Here is a 19,943-nt window from a genome sequence, read left to right on the forward strand (position 1 = left end):
GGCACGATCCGCCGGGCAGGACCCCGCCTCCGTACGGGCGTACGGGTGCCCCGCGGCCGCCCGTGCGTGCGCGTGACTACGATTGGGCCCGCCGGGTGGCCAGCAGGGGCCGCGCGGCCCCACCGACCGTCGGGAAGGCCATGCTGAACAAGTACGCGCGTGCATTCTTCACGCGTGTCCTCACACCGTTCGCCGCGTTTCTCATCCGGCGGGGGGTCAGCCCCGACACGGTCACGCTCATCGGCACCGCGGGAGTGGTCGCGGGCGCGCTGGTCTTCTACCCCGTGGGCGAGTTCTTCTGGGGCACGGTCGTCATCACGCTGTTCGTCTTCTCCGACCTGGTCGACGGCAACATGGCCCGCCAGCTGGGCCGCTCCAGCCGCTGGGGCGCCTTCCTGGACTCCACCCTGGACCGGGTCGCCGACGGGGCGATCTTCGGCGGCTTCGCCCTCTGGTACGCCGGGGGCGGCGACGACATCGCCCTGTGCGCGGTGTCGATCTTCTGTCTGGCCAGCGGCCAGGTGGTGTCGTACACCAAGGCGCGCGGCGAGTCGATCGGCCTGCCGGTCGCCGTCAACGGTCTGGTCGAGCGGGCCGAACGGCTGGTGGTCTCGCTGGTCGCGGCCGGTCTCGCGGGCCTGCACGCGTTCGGTGTGCCCGGCATCCGGTACCTGCTGCCGGTCGCCCTGTGGATCGTCGCCGTCGGCAGCCTGGTCACGCTGATCCAGCGGGTGGTCACCGTGCGCCGCGAGTCCGCCGAGGCGGAGGCCGCGGAGCGGCATGAGGCTCAGGGGCGCGAGGCCGCGACGTGAGCGCCCGGGAACGGCTGACCGACGCCCTGTACGGCGCCGGCTGGGGCACCGTCAAGAAACTCCCCGAGCCCGTCGCCGTGCGCCTCGGCCGGAGCATCGCCGATCTCGCGTGGAAGCGGCGCGGCAAGGGCGTCCTCCGGCTGGAGGACAACTACGCGCGCGTCGTGCCGGACGCGGGCCCGGAACGGCTGGCCGAACTCTCCCGCGCGGGCATGCGGTCGTACCTGCGCTACTGGATGGAGTCCTTCCGGCTGCCCGCCTGGAGCCCCGAGCGCGTCGCGTCCGGCTTGGACGTCAAGGACCTTCACCACCTGACCGACGGCCTGGCGGCCGGCAAGGGCGTCGTCCTGGCGCTGCCGCACCTCGCCAACTGGGACCTGGCCGGCGCCTGGGTCACCACGAAGCTCGGCATACCGTTCACCACCGTCGCCGAGCGGCTGAAGCCGGAGACGCTGTACGACCGTTTCGTCGCCTACCGCGAGGGCCTCGGCATGGAGGTGCTGCCGCACAACGGCGGCTCCGCCTTCGGCACCCTGGCCCGGCGGCTGCGCGACGGCGGGCTGGTCTGCCTGGTCGCCGACCGCGACCTGTCCGCCTCCGGTGTCGAGGTCGACTTCTTCGGCGAGAGGGCCCGGATGCCGGCCGGACCCGCCCTGCTCGCCCAGCAGACCGGGGCCCGGCTGCTGCCGGTGACCCTCTGGTACGACGACTCGCCCGTGATGCGGGGCCGGGTCCATCCGCCGGTCGAGGTCCCCGGGTCAGGCACGCGCGCGGAGAAGACGTCCGTCATGACACAGGCGCTGGCCGACGCCTTCGCCACGGGGATCGCCGACCATCCGGAGGACTGGCACATGCTGCAGCGCTTGTGGCTGAAGGACCTCGACCCCGCGCGGGATCCCGCGACGGCCCCCGGGCAGGACCGGGAGGGGACCCCGTGAGGATCGGCATCGTCTGCCCGTACTCCTGGGACGTGCCGGGAGGCGTCCAGTTCCACATCCGTGACCTGGCCGAGTACTTCATCCGGCTCGGTCACGAGGTGTCCGTCCTCGCCCCGGCCGACGACGACACCCCGCTGCCGCCGTACGTCGTCTCGGCCGGCCGCGCGGTGCCGGTGCCGTACAACGGGTCGGTGGCCCGGCTCAACTTCGGCTTCCTGTCCGCCGCGCGGGTACGGCGCTGGCTGCACGAGGGCGCCTTCGACGTCGTCCACATCCACGAGCCGACCTCGCCCTCGCTGGGCCTGCTGACCTGCTGGGCGGCCGAGGGGCCGATCGTCGCCACCTTCCACACCTCCAACCCGCGCTCCCGCGCGATGATCGCCGCGTACGCGATCCTCCAGGCCGCCCTGGAGAAGATCAGCGCGCGGATCGCGGTGAGCGAGTACGCCCGCCGCACCCTCGTCGAGCACCTGGGCGGCGACGCGGTGGTCATCCCCAACGGCGTCGACGTCGACTTCTTCGCCAAGGCCGAGCCCAGACCGGAGTGGCAGGGCGACACCATCGGCTTCATCGGCCGGATCGACGAGCCCCGCAAGGGCCTGCCGGTGCTGATGAGGGCCCTGCCGAAGATCCTCGCCGCCCGGCCGCGGACGCGGTTGCTGGTCGCCGGGCGCGGCGACGAGGAGGAGGCGGTCGAGTCGCTGCCCCGGGAGCTGCGCCCGCGCGTGGAGTTCCTCGGCATGGTCAGCGACGAGGACAAGGCCCGCTTCCTGCGCAGCGTCGACCTGTACGTGGCGCCCAACACCGGCGGGGAGAGCTTCGGCATCATCCTGGTCGAGGCGATGTCGGCGGGCGCGCCGGTGCTCGCCTCCGACCTGGACGCGTTCGCGCAGGTCCTCGACCGGGGAGCGGCGGGCGAGCTGTTCGCCAACGAGGACCCGGACGCGCTCGCGCGGGCGGCGGTACGGCTCCTGGAGGACCCGGAACGCCGCGCGGAGCTCAGTGACCGCGGCAGCGCCCACGTCCGCCGCTTCGACTGGTCGACGGTCGGCGCGGACATCCTGTCGGTCTACGAGACGGTGACGGCGGGCGCGGCGGCGGTGGCGACGGACGACCGCGCGACGGGGCTGAGGGCCCGGCTGGGCCTGGCACGGGACTGACGGCCGGGCAGCAGGTTCCGCCCCCAGGGACGGGATCCGCGGCCGGCGGTACTAGCCTTGCCGCCCGTGACCGCAACCCTCATCTGGATCCTCGTCGCCCTCGTCGCCGTCGGCCTCTACCTGAGCTGGACGGCGGGACGCCTGGACCGGCTGCACGCCCGTATCGACGCCGCCCGGGCCGCGCTCGACGCCCAGCTGCTGCGCCGCGCCTCCGTGGCCCAGGAACTGGCCACCTCGGGCGTGCTCGACCCCGCCGCGTCGATCGTGCTCTACGAGGCCGCGCACGCCGCGCGGCAGGCGGTCGAGGAGCAGCGCGAGGTCGCGGAGAGCGAGCTCAGCCAGGCACTGCGCGCGGTGTTCGGCGACGCGCAGCAGGTGGACGCGGTCAGGGAGGCGCCAGGGGGAGAGGAGGCGGCCCTGGAGCTCGCCGAGGCGGTGCGCAGGGTGCCGATGGCCCGCCGCTTCCACAACGACGCCGTACGGGCGGCACGGGCGCTGCGACGGCACCGCAAGGTGCGCTGGTTCCGGCTGGCGGGACACGCGCCCTTCCCGATGGCCTTCGAGATGGACGACGAGCCTCCGGCCGCCCTGGTCGAGCGGGCGGCCTGACCGCGGTATCCGGCCGCACGGCGGACCGCCGCCGACCGAAAAGGATCCACCGGCTACCCATTGGCCCTTGCTGTGGACTGCTCCGTTCACGTTTCCTCAGTGCTGCAGAAACCCCCTCCTTCCCCTCAGCGAGGTCATTCGTGTCCAGCACGCTCTCCGAAAACCAGGGTCCCGAGACCGGCACCGCCCGCGTGAAGCGCGGCATGGCCGAACAGCTCAAGGGCGGCGTGATCATGGACGTCGTCACGCCCGAGCAGGCGAAGATCGCCGAGGACGCGGGCGCCGTCGCCGTCATGGCCCTGGAGCGGGTCCCGGCCGACATCCGCAAGGACGGCGGCGTGGCCCGGATGTCCGACCCGGACATGATCGAGGGCATCATCGACGCGGTCTCCATCCCCGTGATGGCCAAGTCCCGCATCGGCCACTTCGTCGAGGCCCAGGTGCTGCAGTCGCTCGGCGTCGACTACATCGACGAGTCCGAGGTCCTCACCCCGGCCGACGAGGTCAACCACTCCGACAAGTGGGCGTTCACCACCCCGTTCGTCTGCGGTGCCACCAACCTGGGCGAGGCCCTGCGCCGCATCGCCGAGGGCGCCGCCATGATCCGCTCCAAGGGCGAGGCCGGCACCGGCAACGTCGTCGAGGCCGTGCGCCACCTGCGCCAGATCAAGAACGAGATCGCCCGCCTGCGCGGCTACGACAACCACGAGCTGTACGCCGCCGCCAAGGAGCTGCGCGCCCCGTACGAGCTGGTCAAGGAGGTCGCCGAGCTGGGCAAGCTCCCCGTCGTGCTGTTCTCCGCCGGTGGTGTGGCCACCCCGGCCGACGCCGCGCTGATGCGCCAGCTCGGCGCCGAGGGCGTCTTCGTCGGCTCCGGCATCTTCAAGTCCGGCGACCCGGCCAAGCGCGCCGCCGCCATCGTCAAGGCGACCACCTTCTACGACGACCCGAAGATCATCGCGGACGCGTCCCGCAACCTCGGCGAGGCCATGGTCGGCATCAACTGCGACACCCTCCCCGAGGCCGAGCGCTACGCCAACCGCGGCTGGTGACCGTGATCATCGGTGTCCTGGCCCTCCAGGGCGACGTACGGGAGCACCTCGTCGCCCTGGCCGCGGCCGACGCCGTGGCCAGGCCGGTCAGGCGCCCCGAGGAACTCGCCGAGGTCGACGGCCTGGTCGTCCCCGGCGGGGAGTCCACCACGATCTCCAAGCTGTCGGTCCTCTTCGGCCTGATGGAGCCCCTCCGCGCGCGCGTGCGCGAGGGCATGCCCGTCTACGGCACCTGCGCCGGCATGATCATGCTGGCCGACAAGATCCTCGACCCGCGCTCGGGCCAGGAGACCGTCGGCGGCATCGACATGATCGTGCGCCGCAACGCCTTCGGACGGCAGAACGAGTCCTTCGAGGCCGCGGTCGACGTCAGGGGAGTCGAGGGCGGCCCCGTGGAGGGCGTCTTCATCCGCGCCCCCTGGGTGGAGTCCGTCGGCGCCGGGACCGAGGTGCTCGCCGAGCACGGCGGCCACATCGTCGCCGTCCGCCAGGGCAACGCGCTGGCCACGTCGTTCCACCCGGAACTGACCGGCGACCACCGCGTGCACGGCCTCTTCGTCGACATGGTGCGCGCGTGCCGGGCGGCCGAGTCCTTGTAGGATTCCTGCGTTCGTTGCAGAGATGGGTTACGCGAAGGAGACAGGCAGATGTCCGGCCACTCTAAATGGGCCACGACGAAGCACAAGAAGGCCGTGATCGATGCCAAGCGCGGCAAGCTCTTCGCGAAGCTGATCAAGAACATCGAGGTCGCCGCGCGGATGGGCGGCGTCGACCTGGACGGCAACCCCACGCTCTACGACGCCGTCCAGAAGGCCAAGAAGCAGTCGGTGCCGAACAAGAACATCGACTCCGCCATCAAGCGCGGTGGCGGTCTCGAGGCCGGTGGCGCCGACTACGAGACGATCATGTACGAGGGCTACGGTCCGAACGGTGTCGCGGTGCTCATCGAGTGCCTCACCGACAACCGCAACCGCGCCGCCTCCGACGTGCGCGTCGCGATGACCCGCAACGGCGGCTCCATGGCCGACCCGGGCTCGGTGTCCTACCTGTTCAACCGCAAGGGCGTGGTGATCGTCCCCAAGGGCGGGCTGACCGAGGACGACGTCCTCACCGCCGTCCTGGACGCGGGCGCCGAGGAGGTCAACGACCTCGGCGAGAACTTCGAGGTGCTCAGCGAGGCCACCGACCTGGTCGCCGTGCGCACCGCCCTGCAGGACGCCGGGATCGACTACGACTCCGCCGAGGCCAACTTCGTCCCGACCATGCAGGTCGAGCTGGACGAGGAGGGCGCCAAGAAGATCTTCAAGCTCATCGACGCGCTGGAGGACAGCGACGACGTGCAGAACGTCTTCGCCAACTTCGACGTGAGCGACGAGATCATGGAGAAGGTCGACGCGTAACGCGTCCACTGCTCAGCGGGCCGGCGGGACACTTCCGTCGGCCCGTCGCCTTGTCAGTGGCACCCGATAGCCTGCACGGACAGGTGATCGAGGGAAAGGGCCGGCCGTGCGTGTACTGGGGGTGGACCCGGGGCTGACCCGGTGCGGTGTCGGCGTCGTCGAGGGCGTCGCCGGACGGCCGCTCACTATGCTCGGCGTGGGCGTCGTCCGCACACCGGCGGACGCCGACCTCGGCCACCGCCTCGTCGCCGTCGAGCAGGGCCTCGAACAGTGGCTGGACGAGCACCGGCCCGAGTTCGTCGCCGTGGAGCGCGTCTTCAGCCAGCACAACGTGCGCACGGTGATGGGCACCGCCCAGGCCAGCGCCGTCGCCATCCTGTGTGCCTCCCGCCGGGGCATCCCCGTCGCCCTGCACACGCCCAGCGAGGTCAAGGCCGCCGTCACCGGCTCGGGCCGCGCCGACAAGGCCCAGGTCGGCGCCATGGTCACCCGGCTGCTGCGGCTGGACGCGCCGCCGAAGCCCGCGGACGCCGCCGACGCCCTCGCGCTCGCCATCTGCCACATCTGGCGCGCCCCCGCGCAGAACCGGCTCCAGCAGGCCGTCGCCCGGCACGCCTCGAGAACCCCCCGCACACCCCAATCCCCGCACGCATCGAAAGGCCGTACGGCATGATCGCCTTCGTCAGCGGCACGGTCGCCGCCCTCGCTCCCGACGCCGCGGTGGTCGAGGTCGGCGGGGTCGGCATGGCCGTCCAGTGCACGCCGAACACGCTCTCCACGCTCCGCGTCGGACAGCCCGCGAAACTCGCCACCTCCCTCGTCGTCCGCGAGGACTCCCTGACCCTGTACGGCTTCGCCGACGACGACGAGCGCCAGGTCTTCGTACTGCTCCAGACCGCCAGCGGCGTGGGCCCCCGGCTGGCCCAGGCGATGCTCGCCGTGCACACCCCCGACGCCCTGCGCAGAGCCGTCTCCACCGGGGACGAGAAGGCGCTGACCGCCGTCCCCGGCATCGGCAAGAAGGGCGCCCAGAAGCTGCTCCTCGAGTTGAAGGACCGCCTCGGCGAGCCGCTCGGCGCCCCCGCCGTCGGCGCACCGGTCACCAGCGGCTGGCGCGACCAGCTGCACGCCGCCCTGATCGGCCTCGGGTACGCGACCCGCGAGGCCGACGAGGCCGTGTCCGCCGTGGCCCCCCAGGCGGAGGCCGCCGGGGGCACCCCGCAGGTGGGGCAGCTGCTGAAGGCGGCCCTGCAGACCCTGAACCGCGCCCGATAGCCCGCGCCCCCTGGCCCGTACGAAGAGCTGAGGCACACGCACATGAACTGGGACGACACCACCGACACCTCCGCCGAGGAGCGGCTCGTCGGGGCGTCCGCCGACCGCGAGGACCAGGCCGTCGAGGCCGCCCTGCGCCCCAAGGACCTGGGCGAGTTCATCGGCCAGGAGAAGGTCCGCGAGCAGCTGGACCTCGTGCTGCGCGCCGCACGCGCCCGGGGGGCCACCGCCGACCACGTGCTGCTCTCCGGAGCCCCCGGCCTCGGCAAGACCACCCTCTCGATGATCATCGCCGCCGAGATGGAGGCCCCCATCCGCATCACCTCGGGCCCCGCCATCCAGCACGCCGGTGACCTCGCGGCGATCCTCTCCTCCCTCCAGGAGGGCGAGGTGCTCTTCCTCGACGAGATCCACCGCATGTCCCGGCCCGCCGAGGAGATGCTCTACATGGCGATGGAGGACTTCCGCGTCGACGTGATCGTCGGCAAGGGCCCCGGTGCCACCGCCATCCCCCTCGAACTGCCCCCCTTCACCCTGGTCGGCGCCACCACCCGGGCCGGCCTGCTGCCGCCCCCGCTGCGCGACCGCTTCGGCTTCACCGCGCACATGGAGTTCTACGAGCCCGCCGAACTGGAGCGGGTCGTCCACCGCTCGGCGAGCCTCCTCGACGTGGAGATCGACCCGGCGGGCGCCGCGGAGATCGCCGGCCGGTCCCGCGGCACGCCCCGTATCGCCAACCGCCTCCTGCGCCGCGTCCGGGACTACGCGCAGGTCAAGGCCGACGGGGTGATCACCAAGGACATCGCCGCGGCGGCCCTCGCCGTCTACGAGGTCGACGCCCGGGGCCTCGACCGGCTGGACCGGGCCGTCCTCGAGGCCCTGCTCAAGCTGTTCGGCGGCGGACCCGTCGGCCTGTCCACGCTCTCCGTCGCGGTCGGGGAGGAACGTGAGACCGTGGAGGAGGTGGCCGAACCCTTCCTCGTACGGGAGGGGCTGCTCGCCCGCACCCCGCGCGGGAGGGTCGCCACCCCTGCGGCATGGGCGCATCTCGGCCTCACGCCGCCCCGCTCAGGAGCCCCCGGAAACGGACAAGGGGACCTGTTCGGGGCGTGACGGCGAGGACGTTGGCCCAGGCAGGAACCCCGGTGCGATGCTGAGCGTTGTTCCCTGCGCGCGGACTCGCTTAGACTCCGCCGATGCCGCCCTTGTCGGCGGCAGTACACACCCCCAACCATCAGGCCGTTCACCATCGCGGTCGTGTGAAGGAAGTTCCGACCCGTGAGTCTCGTGACCCTCCTCCCGTTCATTGTGCTCATCGGGGCCATGTTCCTGATGACCCGGTCGGCCAAGAAGAAGCAGCAGCAGGCCATCGACATGCGGAACCAGATGCAGCCCGGTTCCGGCGTCCGCACCATCGGGGGCATGTACGCCACGGTCAAGGAGGTCAGCGAGGACACGGTCCTCCTCGACGCCGGCCCGGGTGTGGAGCTGCTGTTCGCCAAGAACTCGATCGGTGCCGTCCTGACCGACGAGGAGTACAACCGCATCGTCCACGGCATCGAGCACGACCTGAAGTCCGACGCCGACCTCGTCCCCGACGACGCCTCCTCCCTCACCGAGACCGACGACTCCTCCGACGCTGCCGCCGCCTCCGACGACACGCCTGTCGACCTCGGCAAGAAGGACGCGGTCGACGAGCCGGCCGACACCGCCGACGAGGCGAAGGCGGACGCGCAGTCGAAGAAGTCCGACGGCGACTCCGACGCGAAGTAGTCGTGGCCCGGGGCGCGCGGGTGCTGCCCGCGCGCCCCGGGACATGCCCGACTCGCACGGAGTCCCGACACCATGTCATGGCCGCCGGCCCGCCGATCCGGCGCGAGGCGGCCCGAGAGGGAGTACGAGAAGGTGGCAGCAGTCAAAAAGGGACGGAACGCGAGCGCCACAAGTAAGCCGTGGCGCTCGCTGGCTCTGATCCTGATCGCCATCGTGGCGCTCACCGGAGGGATGTTCGCCTCCGGGCACACCACTCCGCGTCTCGGCATCGACCTGGCCGGTGGCACGAGCATCACACTGGCGGCGGTCCCCGAGGCCGGCCAGGAGTCCGCGATCAACAAGACCAACATGGACACCGCGGTCTCCATCATGGAGCGGCGTGTCAACGGTCTTGGCGTCTCCGAGGCCGAGGTCCAGACGCAGGGCGACCGCAACATCATCGTCAACATTCCCAAGGGCACGAACTCCGAGCAGGCCCGGGAACAGGTCGGCACCACCGCCAAGCTCTACTTCCGTCCCGTCATCGCCACCGAACTCGCCGGTGGCGGCGCCGCGCCCACGCCCAGCGCGACCGGCGACGGCTCGGCACAGGACTCCGACAAGGACAAGGCGACCGACAAGGCGACCGACGAGGCCACGGAGAAGGCGACCGACGGTTCCTCCCCGTCGGCGAGCGCCACCACCCAGGGCCGCGCCGTCACCGACGCCCTGAAGGCCGACGAGACGCCGTCCGCCTCCCCGAGCGGCGCGGCCGGCCCCTCCCCGTCCGCGACCGGCGGCACCTCCGGCGACGCGGACAGCAAGCTCCAGGCACAGTACGCCGCGCTCGACTGCACCAAGGAGAGCGTCCGCGCCAAGGCCGGTGACGGTTCCAAGGCCACCGACTCCACCGTGGCCTGCGGCCAGAACTCCCAGGGCCAGTGGCAGAAGTACATCCTCGGTCCCGCCGCGGTCGACGGCACGGACGTCGACGAGGCCAGCGCCGTCCTGAACACCCAGAGCGGTGCCGGCTGGGTCGTCACCATGGACTTCACGGACAAGGGCGCCAAGAAGTTCGCCGACATCACCGGCCAGCTCGCCCAGAACCAGTCCCCGCAGAACCAGTTCGCCATCGTCCTGGACAACGAGGTCGTCTCCGACCCGTACGTCAGCCAGGCCCTGACCGGCGGCAACGCGGAGATCTCCGGCAACTTCACCCAGCAGTCGTCGCAGGAACTGGCCAACATGCTGTCCTACGGCGCCCTGCCGCTGACCTTCCGCGAGGACAGCGTCAACACCGTCACCGCCGCGCTCGGCGGTGAGCAGCTGAAGGCCGGTCTGATCGCCGGCGCCATCGGCCTCGCCCTGGTCGTCCTCTACCTGCTGGTCTACTACCGCGGCCTGTCCTTCATCGCCATCGCCTCCCTGCTGGTCTCCGCGGCCCTCACCTACGTGATCATGTCGCTGCTCGGCCCGACCATCGGCTTCGCGCTGAACCTGCCGGCCGTGTGCGGTGCCATCGTCGCGATCGGCATCACGGCGGACTCGTTCATCGTCTTCTTCGAACGGGTCCGGGACGAGATCCGTGAGGGCCGCACCCTGCGTCCCTCCGTGGAGCGGGCCTGGCCGCGCGCCCGGCGCACCATCCTGGTCTCCGACTTCGTGTCCTTCCTCGCCGCCGCGGTGCTCTTCGTCGTCACCGTGGGCAAGGTCCAGGGCTTCGCGTTCACGCTCGGTCTGACCACCGTGCTCGACGTCGTGGTGGTGTTCCTCTTCACCAAGCCCCTGCTCACGCTGATGGCCCGCCGGAAGTTCTTCGCGAGCGGCCACAAGTGGTCCGGTCTCGACCCGAAGGCGCTGGGTGCGAAGCCGCCCCTGCGCCGTACCCGCCGTCCCTCCGCCCCTGCCCAGACGAAGGAGGCGTGAGAGATGTCGAAGCTCGGCACCCTCGGCGCCCGACTGCACCACGGCGAGGTCGGCTACGACTTCGTCAAGAACCGCAAGATCTGGTACGGCATCTCCATCCTGATCACCATCACGGCCATCGTCGGCCTGGCGGTGCGCGGCCTGCACATGGGCATCGAGTTCCAGGGCGGAGCGGCCTTCACCACCCCGAAGAACATGAGCGTCTCGGTCGCCCAGGCCGAGGAGTACGCGGAGGACGCCTCCGGCCACGACGCGATCGTCCAGAAGCTCGGCGACGGAAGCCTGCGCATCCAGGTCGCGGGCATCGACACCAACACGTCGGACAAGATCAAGGACACGCTCGCCGAGGACCTCAAGGTCGACGGCGAGCAGATCAACGCCGAACTGGTCGGTCCCAGCTGGGGCGAACAGATCGCCAACAAGGCCTGGCAGGGCCTCGGCATCTTCCTCGTCCTGGTCGTGATCTACCTGGCGATCGCCTTCGAGTGGCGCATGGCACTCGCCGCGTTCGTCGCCCTGATCCACGACATCACCATCACCGTCGGCATCTACGCCCTCGTCGGCTTCGAGGTCACGCCGGGCACGGTGATCGGTCTGCTCACCATCCTCGGTTACTCGCTGTACGACACGGTCGTCGTCTTCGACAGCCTCAAGGAACAGACCAGGGACATCACCAAGCAGACCCGCTGGACGTACAGCGAGATCGCCAACCGCTCCATCAACAGCACCCTGGTCCGTTCCATCAACACCACGGTGGTCGCGCTGCTGCCGGTGGCGGGCCTGCTGTTCATCGGTGGCGGTGTCCTCGGCGCCGGCATGCTGAACGACATCTCGCTGTCGCTGTTCGTCGGCCTCGCCGCCGGTGCGTACTCCTCGATCTTCATCGCCACCCCGCTCGTGGCCGACCTCAAGGAGCTCGAGCCGTCGATGAAGTCCCTGAAGAAGCGCGTCCTGGCCAAGCGCGCCCAGGGCGCGGCCGCGGGGGAGGCGCAGGAGTCCCCGGTCGCCGACGAGGACTACGACGACGAGCCCGAGGACGCCGCACCCGCGGTCGTCGGCCCGCGCGACCAGTCGGCCGCCCGTACCCGCGGCCGGGGCCGTTCCTCCGGGAAGCGCCGATGACGGAGATCCGAGAACTGCTGCTCAGCCGCATCCGGGACGTGGCGGACTACCCGGAACCGGGCGTGATGTTCAAGGACATCACCCCGCTCCTGGCGGACCCCGCGGCGTTCGCCGCGCTCAGCGACGCCCTGGCCGACATCGCCCGCGCCACCGGCGCCACCAAGGTCGTCGGTCTGGAGGCCCGTGGATTCATCCTCGGCGCCCCGGTCGCCGTCCGCGCGGGCCTCGGCTTCATCCCCGTGCGCAAGGCGGGCAAGCTCCCCGGAGCCACCCTCAGCCAGGCGTACGACCTGGAGTACGGCTCCGCCGAGATCGAGGTGCACGCCGAGGACCTGAGCGCGGCCGACCGCGTCCTGGTGGTCGACGACGTCCTCGCCACCGGCGGCACCGCCGAGGCGTCGGTCCAGCTCATCCGCAGGGCGGGCGCCGAGGTGGCGGGCCTGGCCGTGTTGATGGAGCTCGGCTTCCTCGGCGGCCGCGCCCGGCTGGAACCGGCCCTGGCCGGCGCCCCGCTGGAGGCGCTGCTCACGGTCTGACCAGCGGTGTCGCACGCGAACCGCGCACAGGGAACACCGCTCGGGCGGGCCCGGAGGAATCCGGTGCCCGCCTCGGGTGTTTCAGGGGCAGACCGTCCTCACGACCGCCCGCAGGCGATCCACGGCCACGGGATCGCTACCATGGGGTGTCCGGAGCCTGACCGGGGGACCCGGATCGCGCACGAGGAGCCCTCTTGCCAGACGAGGCCCAGCACCTGACCGCCGCCAAGCCCGAGTCCGCCTCGGCGGCCGCGGCCAAGCCCGCGCCGAGCGCGCCCCACGCGAAGAACGACACGCGCGGGCCGGTCCAGCACGCCCAGTCGGCGCCCGTCGACAAGCCCGAGCAGCCGCGCCCCAAGCCGGCCCCTCCCGAGCGTTCGGCCACCCTGGCCCGCCCCAACACCGGCCAGCCGCGCTCCGGCTCCTCCAACCGCGTCCGCGCCCGCCTCGCCCGGCTCGGCGTCCAGCGCGCCAACCCGTACAACCCGGTCCTCGAGCCGCTGCTGCGGATCGTGCGCAGCAACGATCCCAAGATCGAGAACGCCACGCTCCGCCAGATCGAGCGCGCCTACCAGGTCGCCGAGCGCTGGCACCGCGGCCAGAAGCGCAAGAGCGGCGACCCGTACATCACGCATCCGCTCGCCGTCACCACCATCCTCGCCGAGCTGGGCATGGACCCGGCCACGCTGATGGCCGGACTGCTGCACGACACCGTCGAGGACACCGAGTACGGCCTGGAGGACCTGCGCCGCGACTTCGGCGACGTGGTCACCCTGCTCGTCGACGGCGTCACCAAGCTGGACAAGGTCAAGTTCGGCGAGGCCGCGCAGGCCGAGACCGTGCGCAAGATGGTCGTCGCCATGGCCAAGGACCCCCGCGTCCTGGTCATCAAGCTCGCCGACCGCCTGCACAACATGCGCACCATGCGCTACCTCAAGCGCGAGAAGCAGGAGAAGAAGGCGCGCGAGACCCTGGAGATCTACGCGCCGCTCGCCCACCGCCTGGGCATGAACACCATCAAGTGGGAGCTGGAGGACCTCGCCTTCGCGATCCTCTACCCCAAGATGTACGACGAGATCGTCCGCCTGGTCGCCGAGCGCGCGCCCAAGCGCGACGAGTACCTCGCCATCGTCACCGACGAGGTGCAGCAGGACCTGCGCGCCGCCCGCATCAAGGCGACCGTCACCGGACGCCCCAAGCACTACTACAGCGTCTACCAGAAGATGATCGTCCGCGGCCGTGACTTCGCGGAGATCTACGACCTGGTGGGCATCCGCGTCCTCGTGGACACCGTCCGCGACTGCTACGCGGCCCTCGGCACCGTGCACGCGCGATGGAACCCGGTCCCCGGCCGGTTCAAGGACTACATCGCGATGCCCAAGTTCAACATGTACCAGTCGCTGCACACGACGGTCATCGGCCCCGGCGGCAAACCCGTCGAGCTGCAGATCCGCACCTTCGACATGCACCGCCGCGCCGAGTACGGCATCGCCGCGCACTGGAAGTACAAGCAGGAGGCGGTCGCCGGCGCCTCCAAGATCCGCACCGACGCGCCGAAGTCGTCCGGCAAGGACAAGGACGCCATCAACGACATGGCGTGGCTGCGGCAGCTCCTCGACTGGCAGAAGGAGACCGAGGACCCCGGCGAGTTCCTGGAGTCGCTGCGCTTCGACCTGTCCCGCAACGAGGTCTTCGTCTTCACCCCCAAGGGTGACGTCATAGCGCTTCCCGCCGGCGCCACGCCGGTGGACTTCGCGTACGCCGTCCACACCGAGGTCGGCCACCGCACCATCGGGGCGCGGGTCAACGGCCGCCTGGTCCCGCTGGAGTCGACCCTCGACAACGGCGACCTGGTGGAGGTCTTCACCTCCAAGGCGGCCGGCGCCGGACCCTCCCGCGACTGGCTCGGCTTCGTCAAGTCGCCGCGCGCCCGCAACAAGATCCGCGCCTGGTTCTCCAAGGAGCGCCGCGACGAGGCCATCGAGCAGGGCAAGGACTCCATCGTCCGCGCGATGCGCAAGCAGAACCTGCCGATCCAGCGCATCCTCACCGGCGACTCGCTGGTCACGCTGGCGCACGAGATGCGCTACTCGGACATCTCCGCGCTGTACGCGGCGATCGGCGAGGGTCATGTCTCCGCGCAGAACATCGTGCAGAAGCTCGTCCAGGCCCTCGGCGGCGAGGAGGCCGCCACCGAGGAGATCGACGAGTCGGTCCCGCCGGCCCGCGGCCGGGGCCGCAAGCGCCGCTCCAGCGCCGACCCCGGTGTCGTCGTCAAGGGCGTCGAGGACGTCTGGGTGAAGCTCGCCCGCTGCTGCACCCCGGTGCCCGGCGACCCGATCATCGGCTTCGTCACCCGCGGCAGCGGCGTATCGGTGCACCGCAGCGACTGCGTCAACGTCGACTCGCTGTCCCGGGAGCCCGAGCGGATCCTCGACGTCGAGTGGGCGCCCACCCAGTCCTCGGTCTTCCTGGTCGCCATCCAGGTCGAGGCCCTCGACCGGTCCCGGCTGCTGTCGGACGTCACGCGCGTACTGTCCGACCAGCACGTCAACATCCTCTCCGCGGCCGTCCAGACCTCCCGCGACCGCGTCGCCACCTCCCGCTTCACCTTCGAGATGGGGGACCCGAAGCACCTCGGCCACGTCCTGAAGGCCGTACGCGGCGTGGAGGGCGTCTACGACGTCTACCGGGTCACCTCGGCCCGCAACCGCACGTAGCGGACGGCAGACGCACGGAAGGGGGCTCCCGCACCTCGGTGCGGGAGCCCCCTTCCGTGCGTCGTGCGAGAGGTCAGCCGCCGAACTCCTGCAGACCCTTCAGCGCCTGGTCCAGCAGGGCCTGGCGGCCCTCCAGCTCCCGCTCGAGCTTCTCCGCCTTGGCGGTGTTGCCCTGTGCCCTGGCCTGCTCGGCCTGGCCCTTCAGCTTGTCCACGGCGGCCTGGAGCTGACCGGTCAGACCCGCGGCACGCGCGCGTGCCTCCGGGTTCGTCCGGCGCCACTCGGCCTCCTCGGCCTCCTGCAGGGCCCGCTCCACGGTGTGCATCCGGCCCTCGACCTTCGGGCGGGCGTCCCGCGGCACGTGGCCGATGGCCTCCCAGCGCTCGTTGATCCCGCGGAACGCGGCCCGCGCGGCCTTCAGATCCGTGATCGGCAGGAGCCTCTCGGCCTCCTCGGCCAGCTCCTCCTTGAGCTTGAGGTTCTCCGCCTGCTCCGCGTCCCGCTCGGCGAAGACCGAGCCGCGGGCGGCGAAGAAGACGTCCTGGGCACCGCGGAAGCGGTTCCACAGATCGTCCTCGTGCTCGCGCTGGGCGCGGCCCGCGGCCTTCCACTCCGACATCAGCTCGCGGTAGCGGGCGGCCGTCGCCCCCCAGTCCGTCGAGCCCGACAGCGACTCGGCCTCGGCGACCAGCCGCTCCTTGACCCGGCGGGCGTCCTCGCGCTGCGCGTCCAGCTGCGCGAAGTGCTGCTTGCGCCGCTTGGAGAACGCCGACCGCGCGTGCGAGAACCGGTGCCACAGCTCGTCGTCCGACTTGCGGTCCAGCCGCGGCAGACCCTTCCAGGTGTCCACCAGGGACCGCAGCCGCTCACCGGCGGCCCGCCACTGGTCGGACTGCGCCAGCTCCTCCGCCTCGGCGACCAGCGCCTCCTTGGCGTGACGCGCCTCGTCGGACTGCTTGGCCCGCTGTGCCTTGCGCTCCTCGCGGCGCGTCTCCACCAGCTCCACGAGCTTGTCCAGCCGGGCCCTGAGGGCGTCCAGGTCACCGACCGCGTGGTGCGCGTCCACCTGCTCGCGCAGGTGCCCGATCGCGGTCTGGGCGTCCTTGGACGACAGGTCGGTGGTCTTCACTCGCTTCTCGAGGAGGCCGATCTCGACAACCAGGCCCTCGTACTTGCGCTCGAAGTAGGCCAGCGCCTCCTCGGGGGAGCCGGCCTGCCAGGAACCGACGACCTGCTCGCCGTCGGCCGTACGCACGTACACGGTCCCCGTCTCGTCGACGCGGCCCCACGGGTCGCTGCTCACAGCGCCTCCTCCACATGATGCCGTCGAGGGGGCCTCGAAGCTCCCCCGGGCATCGTCCACAGTTTCGTCACGGCCAACATAGGCGACCGACGGGATGCCTGTCCGCATCCCGCGCGACCGAAATTTCGCAGTTGGGGGTCAGGATTTGGTGACGGTCGCCTTGTCGATCACGACCGTCGCGTTGGGCGCCCCGTCACCCGCTCCGGTGCTCTCCCCGGCGTCGGCGATCTTCTTCAGCACCTTCATGCCGGCGTCCGAGACGGTGCCGAACGGGGTGTAGCTGGGCGGAAGCTGGCTGTCCTGGTAGACCAGGAAGAACTGGCTGCCGCCACTGTCCTTCTGCCCGGTGTTGGCCATCGCGACCGTGCCCGCCGGGTAGATGTTGTCCTTCAGGCTTTTGTCCTTCAGGTTCTCGTCCGGGATCGTGTAGCCGGGGCCGCCGGTACCGGTGCCCGTCGGGTCACCGCACTGCAGCACGTAGATGCCGTTCGTGGTGAGCCGGTGGCACTTGCTGTGGTCGAAGTAGCCCTTCTTCGCCAGGAAGTCGAACGAGTTGACCGTGTGCGGGGCCGCCGACGCCTTCAGCGCCACGTCTATCCCGCCGCAGGTCGTGTCCAGCTTCAGGGTGTACTCCGCCGACTTGTCGATGGTGACCGCCGGCTCCTTCTTCCAGGTCTCCGACTTGACCTTGCCCTCGGCGGGCTTGTCGCACGGGTCGGGCGCCTTGCTCGGCGCCGAGGCGCTCGGCGTGACCTCCGCGTTCGCGTTGGTCTTGTCGTCGTCCTGCTTGAGCGTTCCGGTCGTGTACAGCGCGAGGCTGCCCACGAGGACCACACCGAGCACGGACGCGATCACCGAGTTGCGGATCCGCGACTTGCGCCGCGCTTCGGTGCGCCGCTGCTGCTGCCGCAAGAACTTCTCCCGGGCGAGCTGACGCCGCCGCTGTTCCTGGCTGACCACCGGGTTCTCTCCTCATGCGTCTCGTGTGCCGGCCGGTACGCGTGCGTGCGTGCGGTGAGCCGACCGCCTGCGTGTGCCCCGTACCGTATATGGGTTCGCTGAGGAATCGGCAGCGCCGGTAGGCTCTGACGACGGGCGCAGCCCTGTCGCAAGCCTCTCGTATCGACACAACGAAGGACGATCGTGCTCATTGCCGGGTTCCCCGCCGGGGCCTGGGGGACGAACTGTTATCTCGTCGCCCCCGCCGCCGGTGAGGAGTGCGTGATCATCGACCCCGGCCACCAGGCCGCCGACGGCGTCGCGGAGGCGGTCCGCAAGCACCGGCTCAAGCCCGTCGCCGTCGTCCTCACCCACGGCCACATCGACCACGTCGCCTCGGTCGTCCCGGTCTGCGGAGCGCACGACGTGCCGGCCTGGATCCACCCCGAGGACCGGTACATGATGAGCGACCCCGAGAAGGCGCTCGGCCGCACCATCGGCATGCCGCTCATGGGTGAGCTGACCGTCGGCGAGCCGGACGACGTCCGGGAACTGGCCGACGGCACGAAACTGGAGCTGGCGGGCCTGGAGCTGACGGTCGCGCACGCGCCGGGCCATACCAAGGGGTCGGTGACCTTCGGCCTGCCCGAGGCGGCGGACATCCCGCCGGTCCTCTTCTCGGGCGACCTGCTGTTCGCCGGCTCCATCGGACGCACCGACTTCCCCGGTGGCTCCATGGACGACATGCTCGAGTCCCTGGCCCGCGTGGTCCTGCCGCTCGACGACGCGACCGTGGTGCTGCCCGGTCACAACGACTACACGACCATCGGCCGGGAGCGTGCCACCAACCCGTATCTGCGGCAGGTGGCGGCCGGCCAGGGAGCCACGACCGAGGCCCCCCGACGAGGAATGTGACGAGAGACTTCCGTGAGCACCTTCAAGGCCCCCAAGGGCACGTACGACCTGATCCCGCCGGACAGCGCCAAGTACCTCGCCGTCCGCGAGGCCATCGCCGCCCCGCTGCGCGGCTCCGGCTACGGCTACATCGAGACGCCCGGCTTCGAGAACGTCGAGCTGTTCGCGCGCGGTGTCGGCGAGTCCACCGACATCGTCACCAAGGAGATGTACGCCTTCGAGACCAAGGGCGGCGACCGGCTCGCCCTGCGCCCCGAGGGCACCGCGTCCGTGCTGCGCGCCGCCCTGGAGGCCAACCTGCACAAGGCGGGCAACCTCCCGGTCAAGCTCTGGTACTCCGGCTCGTACTACCGCTACGAGCGCCCCCAGAAGGGCCGTTACCGCCACTTCTCCCAGGTCGGCGCCGAGGCGATCGGCGCGGAGGACCCGGCCCTCGACGCCGAGCTGATCATCCTCGCCGACCAGGCGTACCGCTCGCTGGGCCTGCGCGACTTCCGCATCCTGCTCAACAGCCTCGGCGACAAGGAGTGCCGCCCGGTGTACCGGGCCGCGCTGCAGGACTTCCTGCGCGGCCTCGACCTGGACGAGGACACGCTGCGCCGCGCGGAGATCAACCCGCTGCGCGTCCTGGACGACAAGCGCGAGTCGGTGCAGAAGCAGCTCACCGGCGCGCCCCTGCTGCGCGACTACCTCTGCGACGCCTGCAAGGCGTACCACGAGGAGGTCCGCGAGCTGATCACGGCGGCGGGCGTGGCCTTCGAGGACGACCCCAAGCTGGTGCGCGGCCTGGACTACTACACGCGCACCACCTTCGAGTTCGTCCACGACGGCCTGGGTTCCCAGTCCGCGGTGGGCGGCGGCGGCCGCTACGACGGCCTGTCCGAGATGATCGGCGGCCCCGCGCTGCCGTCCGTCGGCTGGGCCCTGGGCGTCGACCGCACGGTGCTGGCCCTGGAGGCGGAGGGCGTCGAACTCGAACTCCCCGCCACCACCAGCGTGTTCGCCGTCCCGCTCGGCGAGGAGGCCCGCCGGGTGCTGTTCGCCAAGGTCACCGAACTGCGCAAGAACGGCGTGGCGGCGGACTTCTCCTACGGCGGCAAGGGCCTCAAGGCCGCGATGAAGGCCGCCAACCGCTCGGGTGCCCGCTACGCCCTGGTGCTGGGCGAACGCGACCTCGCCGAGGGTGTCGTCCAGCTCAAGGACATGGAGTCCGGTGAGCAGACGGCGGTCGGCGTCAACGAGATCGTGGCGGAACTGGAGTCACGGCTCGGCTGACCTCCTCGCCCGGGAAGGAAGGCGCCGGACGCCCGCGCGGGGCACCGGCGCCTTCGTCGTCAACGCGCGCGGGCGGCTTCACCCGGCCGGACGGTCCGAGGGGAGCGTGTGCACGGCCGCCCCACGGACATCGGCCGAAACCGCACGCTCAGGGGCGAACGCCGGTACGTCCTTGTGCCCGCTCGACGGCGGACCACAGTTCCGTACGG

The 19,943-nt window shown here is 71.0% G+C and carries 19 protein-coding genes; 17 read left to right on the forward strand and 2 right to left on the reverse strand.

The window, feature by feature from the left end:
- Window positions 1-140: 140 nt before the first annotated feature.
- From pgsA to relA, 15 genes are all read left to right on the forward strand, one after another.
- A complete protein-coding gene (gene pgsA, locus AB0A94_RS20460) occupies window positions 141-812 on the forward strand; it encodes a phosphatidylinositol phosphate synthase (protein WP_361746173.1) in 672 nt (223 codons plus the stop codon).
- Entirely contained in the window at window positions 809-1,750 is a 942-nt protein-coding gene (locus tag AB0A94_RS20465) for a phosphatidylinositol mannoside acyltransferase (protein WP_361746175.1), read from the forward strand. Before pgsA ends, AB0A94_RS20465 begins: the two co-directional genes overlap by 4 nt.
- Window positions 1,747-2,910, forward strand: coding sequence for a glycosyltransferase family 4 protein (locus tag AB0A94_RS20470; protein ID WP_361746177.1), 1,164 nt, complete (start codon window positions 1,747-1,749; stop codon window positions 2,908-2,910). The genes AB0A94_RS20465 and AB0A94_RS20470 overlap by 4 nt, the downstream gene beginning before the upstream one ends.
- Before the next feature lie 66 nt (window positions 2,911-2,976).
- Complete coding sequence (locus AB0A94_RS20475) at window positions 2,977-3,519, forward strand: hypothetical protein (RefSeq protein WP_217130013.1); 543 nt, start codon at window positions 2,977-2,979, stop codon at window positions 3,517-3,519.
- Between the two features lie 140 nt (window positions 3,520-3,659).
- Window positions 3,660-4,571, forward strand: a complete 912-nt coding sequence (gene pdxS / locus AB0A94_RS20480) for a pyridoxal 5'-phosphate synthase lyase subunit PdxS (RefSeq protein ID WP_093768304.1) — start codon at window positions 3,660-3,662, stop codon at window positions 4,569-4,571.
- Window positions 4,565-5,170: a pyridoxal 5'-phosphate synthase glutaminase subunit PdxT gene (gene pdxT / locus AB0A94_RS20485; protein WP_361746380.1), complete on the forward strand. Its 606-nt coding sequence runs from the start codon at window positions 4,565-4,567 to the stop codon at window positions 5,168-5,170. The genes pdxS and pdxT overlap by 7 nt, the downstream gene beginning before the upstream one ends.
- A 48-nt stretch (window positions 5,171-5,218) precedes the next feature.
- Window positions 5,219-5,971, forward strand: a complete 753-nt coding sequence (locus AB0A94_RS20490) for a YebC/PmpR family DNA-binding transcriptional regulator (protein ID WP_361746179.1) — start codon at window positions 5,219-5,221, stop codon at window positions 5,969-5,971.
- Between the two features lie 106 nt (window positions 5,972-6,077).
- Entirely contained in the window at window positions 6,078-6,644 is a 567-nt protein-coding gene (ruvC, locus tag AB0A94_RS20495; RefSeq protein WP_361746181.1) for a crossover junction endodeoxyribonuclease RuvC, read from the forward strand.
- A complete protein-coding gene (gene ruvA, locus AB0A94_RS20500) occupies window positions 6,641-7,246 on the forward strand; it encodes a Holliday junction branch migration protein RuvA (protein ID WP_361746182.1) in 606 nt (201 codons plus the stop codon). The genes ruvC and ruvA overlap by 4 nt, the downstream gene beginning before the upstream one ends.
- Before the next feature lie 42 nt (window positions 7,247-7,288).
- Window positions 7,289-8,359: a Holliday junction branch migration DNA helicase RuvB gene (ruvB, locus tag AB0A94_RS20505; RefSeq protein WP_217130009.1), complete on the forward strand. Its 1,071-nt coding sequence runs from the start codon at window positions 7,289-7,291 to the stop codon at window positions 8,357-8,359.
- Window positions 8,360-8,524: 165 nt separating this feature from the next.
- Window positions 8,525-9,019: a preprotein translocase subunit YajC gene (gene yajC / locus AB0A94_RS20510; RefSeq protein ID WP_361746184.1), complete on the forward strand. Its 495-nt coding sequence runs from the start codon at window positions 8,525-8,527 to the stop codon at window positions 9,017-9,019.
- Between the two features lie 132 nt (window positions 9,020-9,151).
- On the forward strand, window positions 9,152-10,924 hold the full coding sequence (secD, locus tag AB0A94_RS20515; protein WP_361746186.1) for a protein translocase subunit SecD: 1,773 nt from the start codon (window positions 9,152-9,154) through the stop codon (window positions 10,922-10,924).
- A 3-nt stretch (window positions 10,925-10,927) separates the two neighbouring features.
- Window positions 10,928-12,046, forward strand: coding sequence for a protein translocase subunit SecF (gene secF / locus AB0A94_RS20520; RefSeq protein ID WP_361746188.1), 1,119 nt, complete (start codon window positions 10,928-10,930; stop codon window positions 12,044-12,046).
- Window positions 12,043-12,582 (forward strand): adenine phosphoribosyltransferase, encoded by a 540-nt coding sequence (locus AB0A94_RS20525; RefSeq protein ID WP_361746190.1) that lies wholly within the window; start codon window positions 12,043-12,045, stop codon window positions 12,580-12,582. The genes secF and AB0A94_RS20525 overlap by 4 nt, the downstream gene beginning before the upstream one ends.
- A 194-nt stretch (window positions 12,583-12,776) precedes the next feature.
- A complete protein-coding gene (gene relA / locus AB0A94_RS20530; protein WP_361746192.1) occupies window positions 12,777-15,302 on the forward strand; it encodes a GTP pyrophosphokinase in 2,526 nt (841 codons plus the stop codon).
- 73 nt (window positions 15,303-15,375) lie between these two features.
- Here relA and AB0A94_RS20535 read toward each other — a convergent pair whose 3' ends face one another.
- Both AB0A94_RS20535 and AB0A94_RS20540 read right to left on the reverse strand, forming a co-directional pair.
- Window positions 15,376-16,605, reverse strand: coding sequence for a DUF349 domain-containing protein (locus tag AB0A94_RS20535; protein WP_361746194.1), 1,230 nt, complete (start codon window positions 16,603-16,605; stop codon window positions 15,376-15,378).
- A 138-nt stretch (window positions 16,606-16,743) separates the two neighbouring features.
- Window positions 16,744-17,565, reverse strand: a complete 822-nt coding sequence (locus tag AB0A94_RS20540) for a peptidylprolyl isomerase (protein ID WP_361746195.1) — start codon at window positions 17,563-17,565, stop codon at window positions 16,744-16,746.
- A gap of 183 nt (window positions 17,566-17,748) precedes the next feature.
- On the opposite strand from AB0A94_RS20540, the gene AB0A94_RS20545 reads away from it, so the two are divergent.
- The gene (locus AB0A94_RS20545; protein ID WP_361746197.1) at window positions 17,749-18,459 is read left to right on the forward strand and encodes an MBL fold metallo-hydrolase; all 711 of its coding nucleotides are present in this window, start codon (window positions 17,749-17,751) and stop codon (window positions 18,457-18,459) included.
- Between the two features lie 12 nt (window positions 18,460-18,471).
- Window positions 18,472-19,734, forward strand: coding sequence for a histidine--tRNA ligase (hisS, locus tag AB0A94_RS20550; protein ID WP_217130000.1), 1,263 nt, complete (start codon window positions 18,472-18,474; stop codon window positions 19,732-19,734).
- Window positions 19,735-19,943 lie beyond the last annotated feature (209 nt).

It is taken from the genome of Streptomyces sp. NPDC044984 (genome assembly GCF_040646935.1).
Taxonomy (GTDB): domain Bacteria; phylum Actinomycetota; class Actinomycetes; order Streptomycetales; family Streptomycetaceae; genus Streptomyces.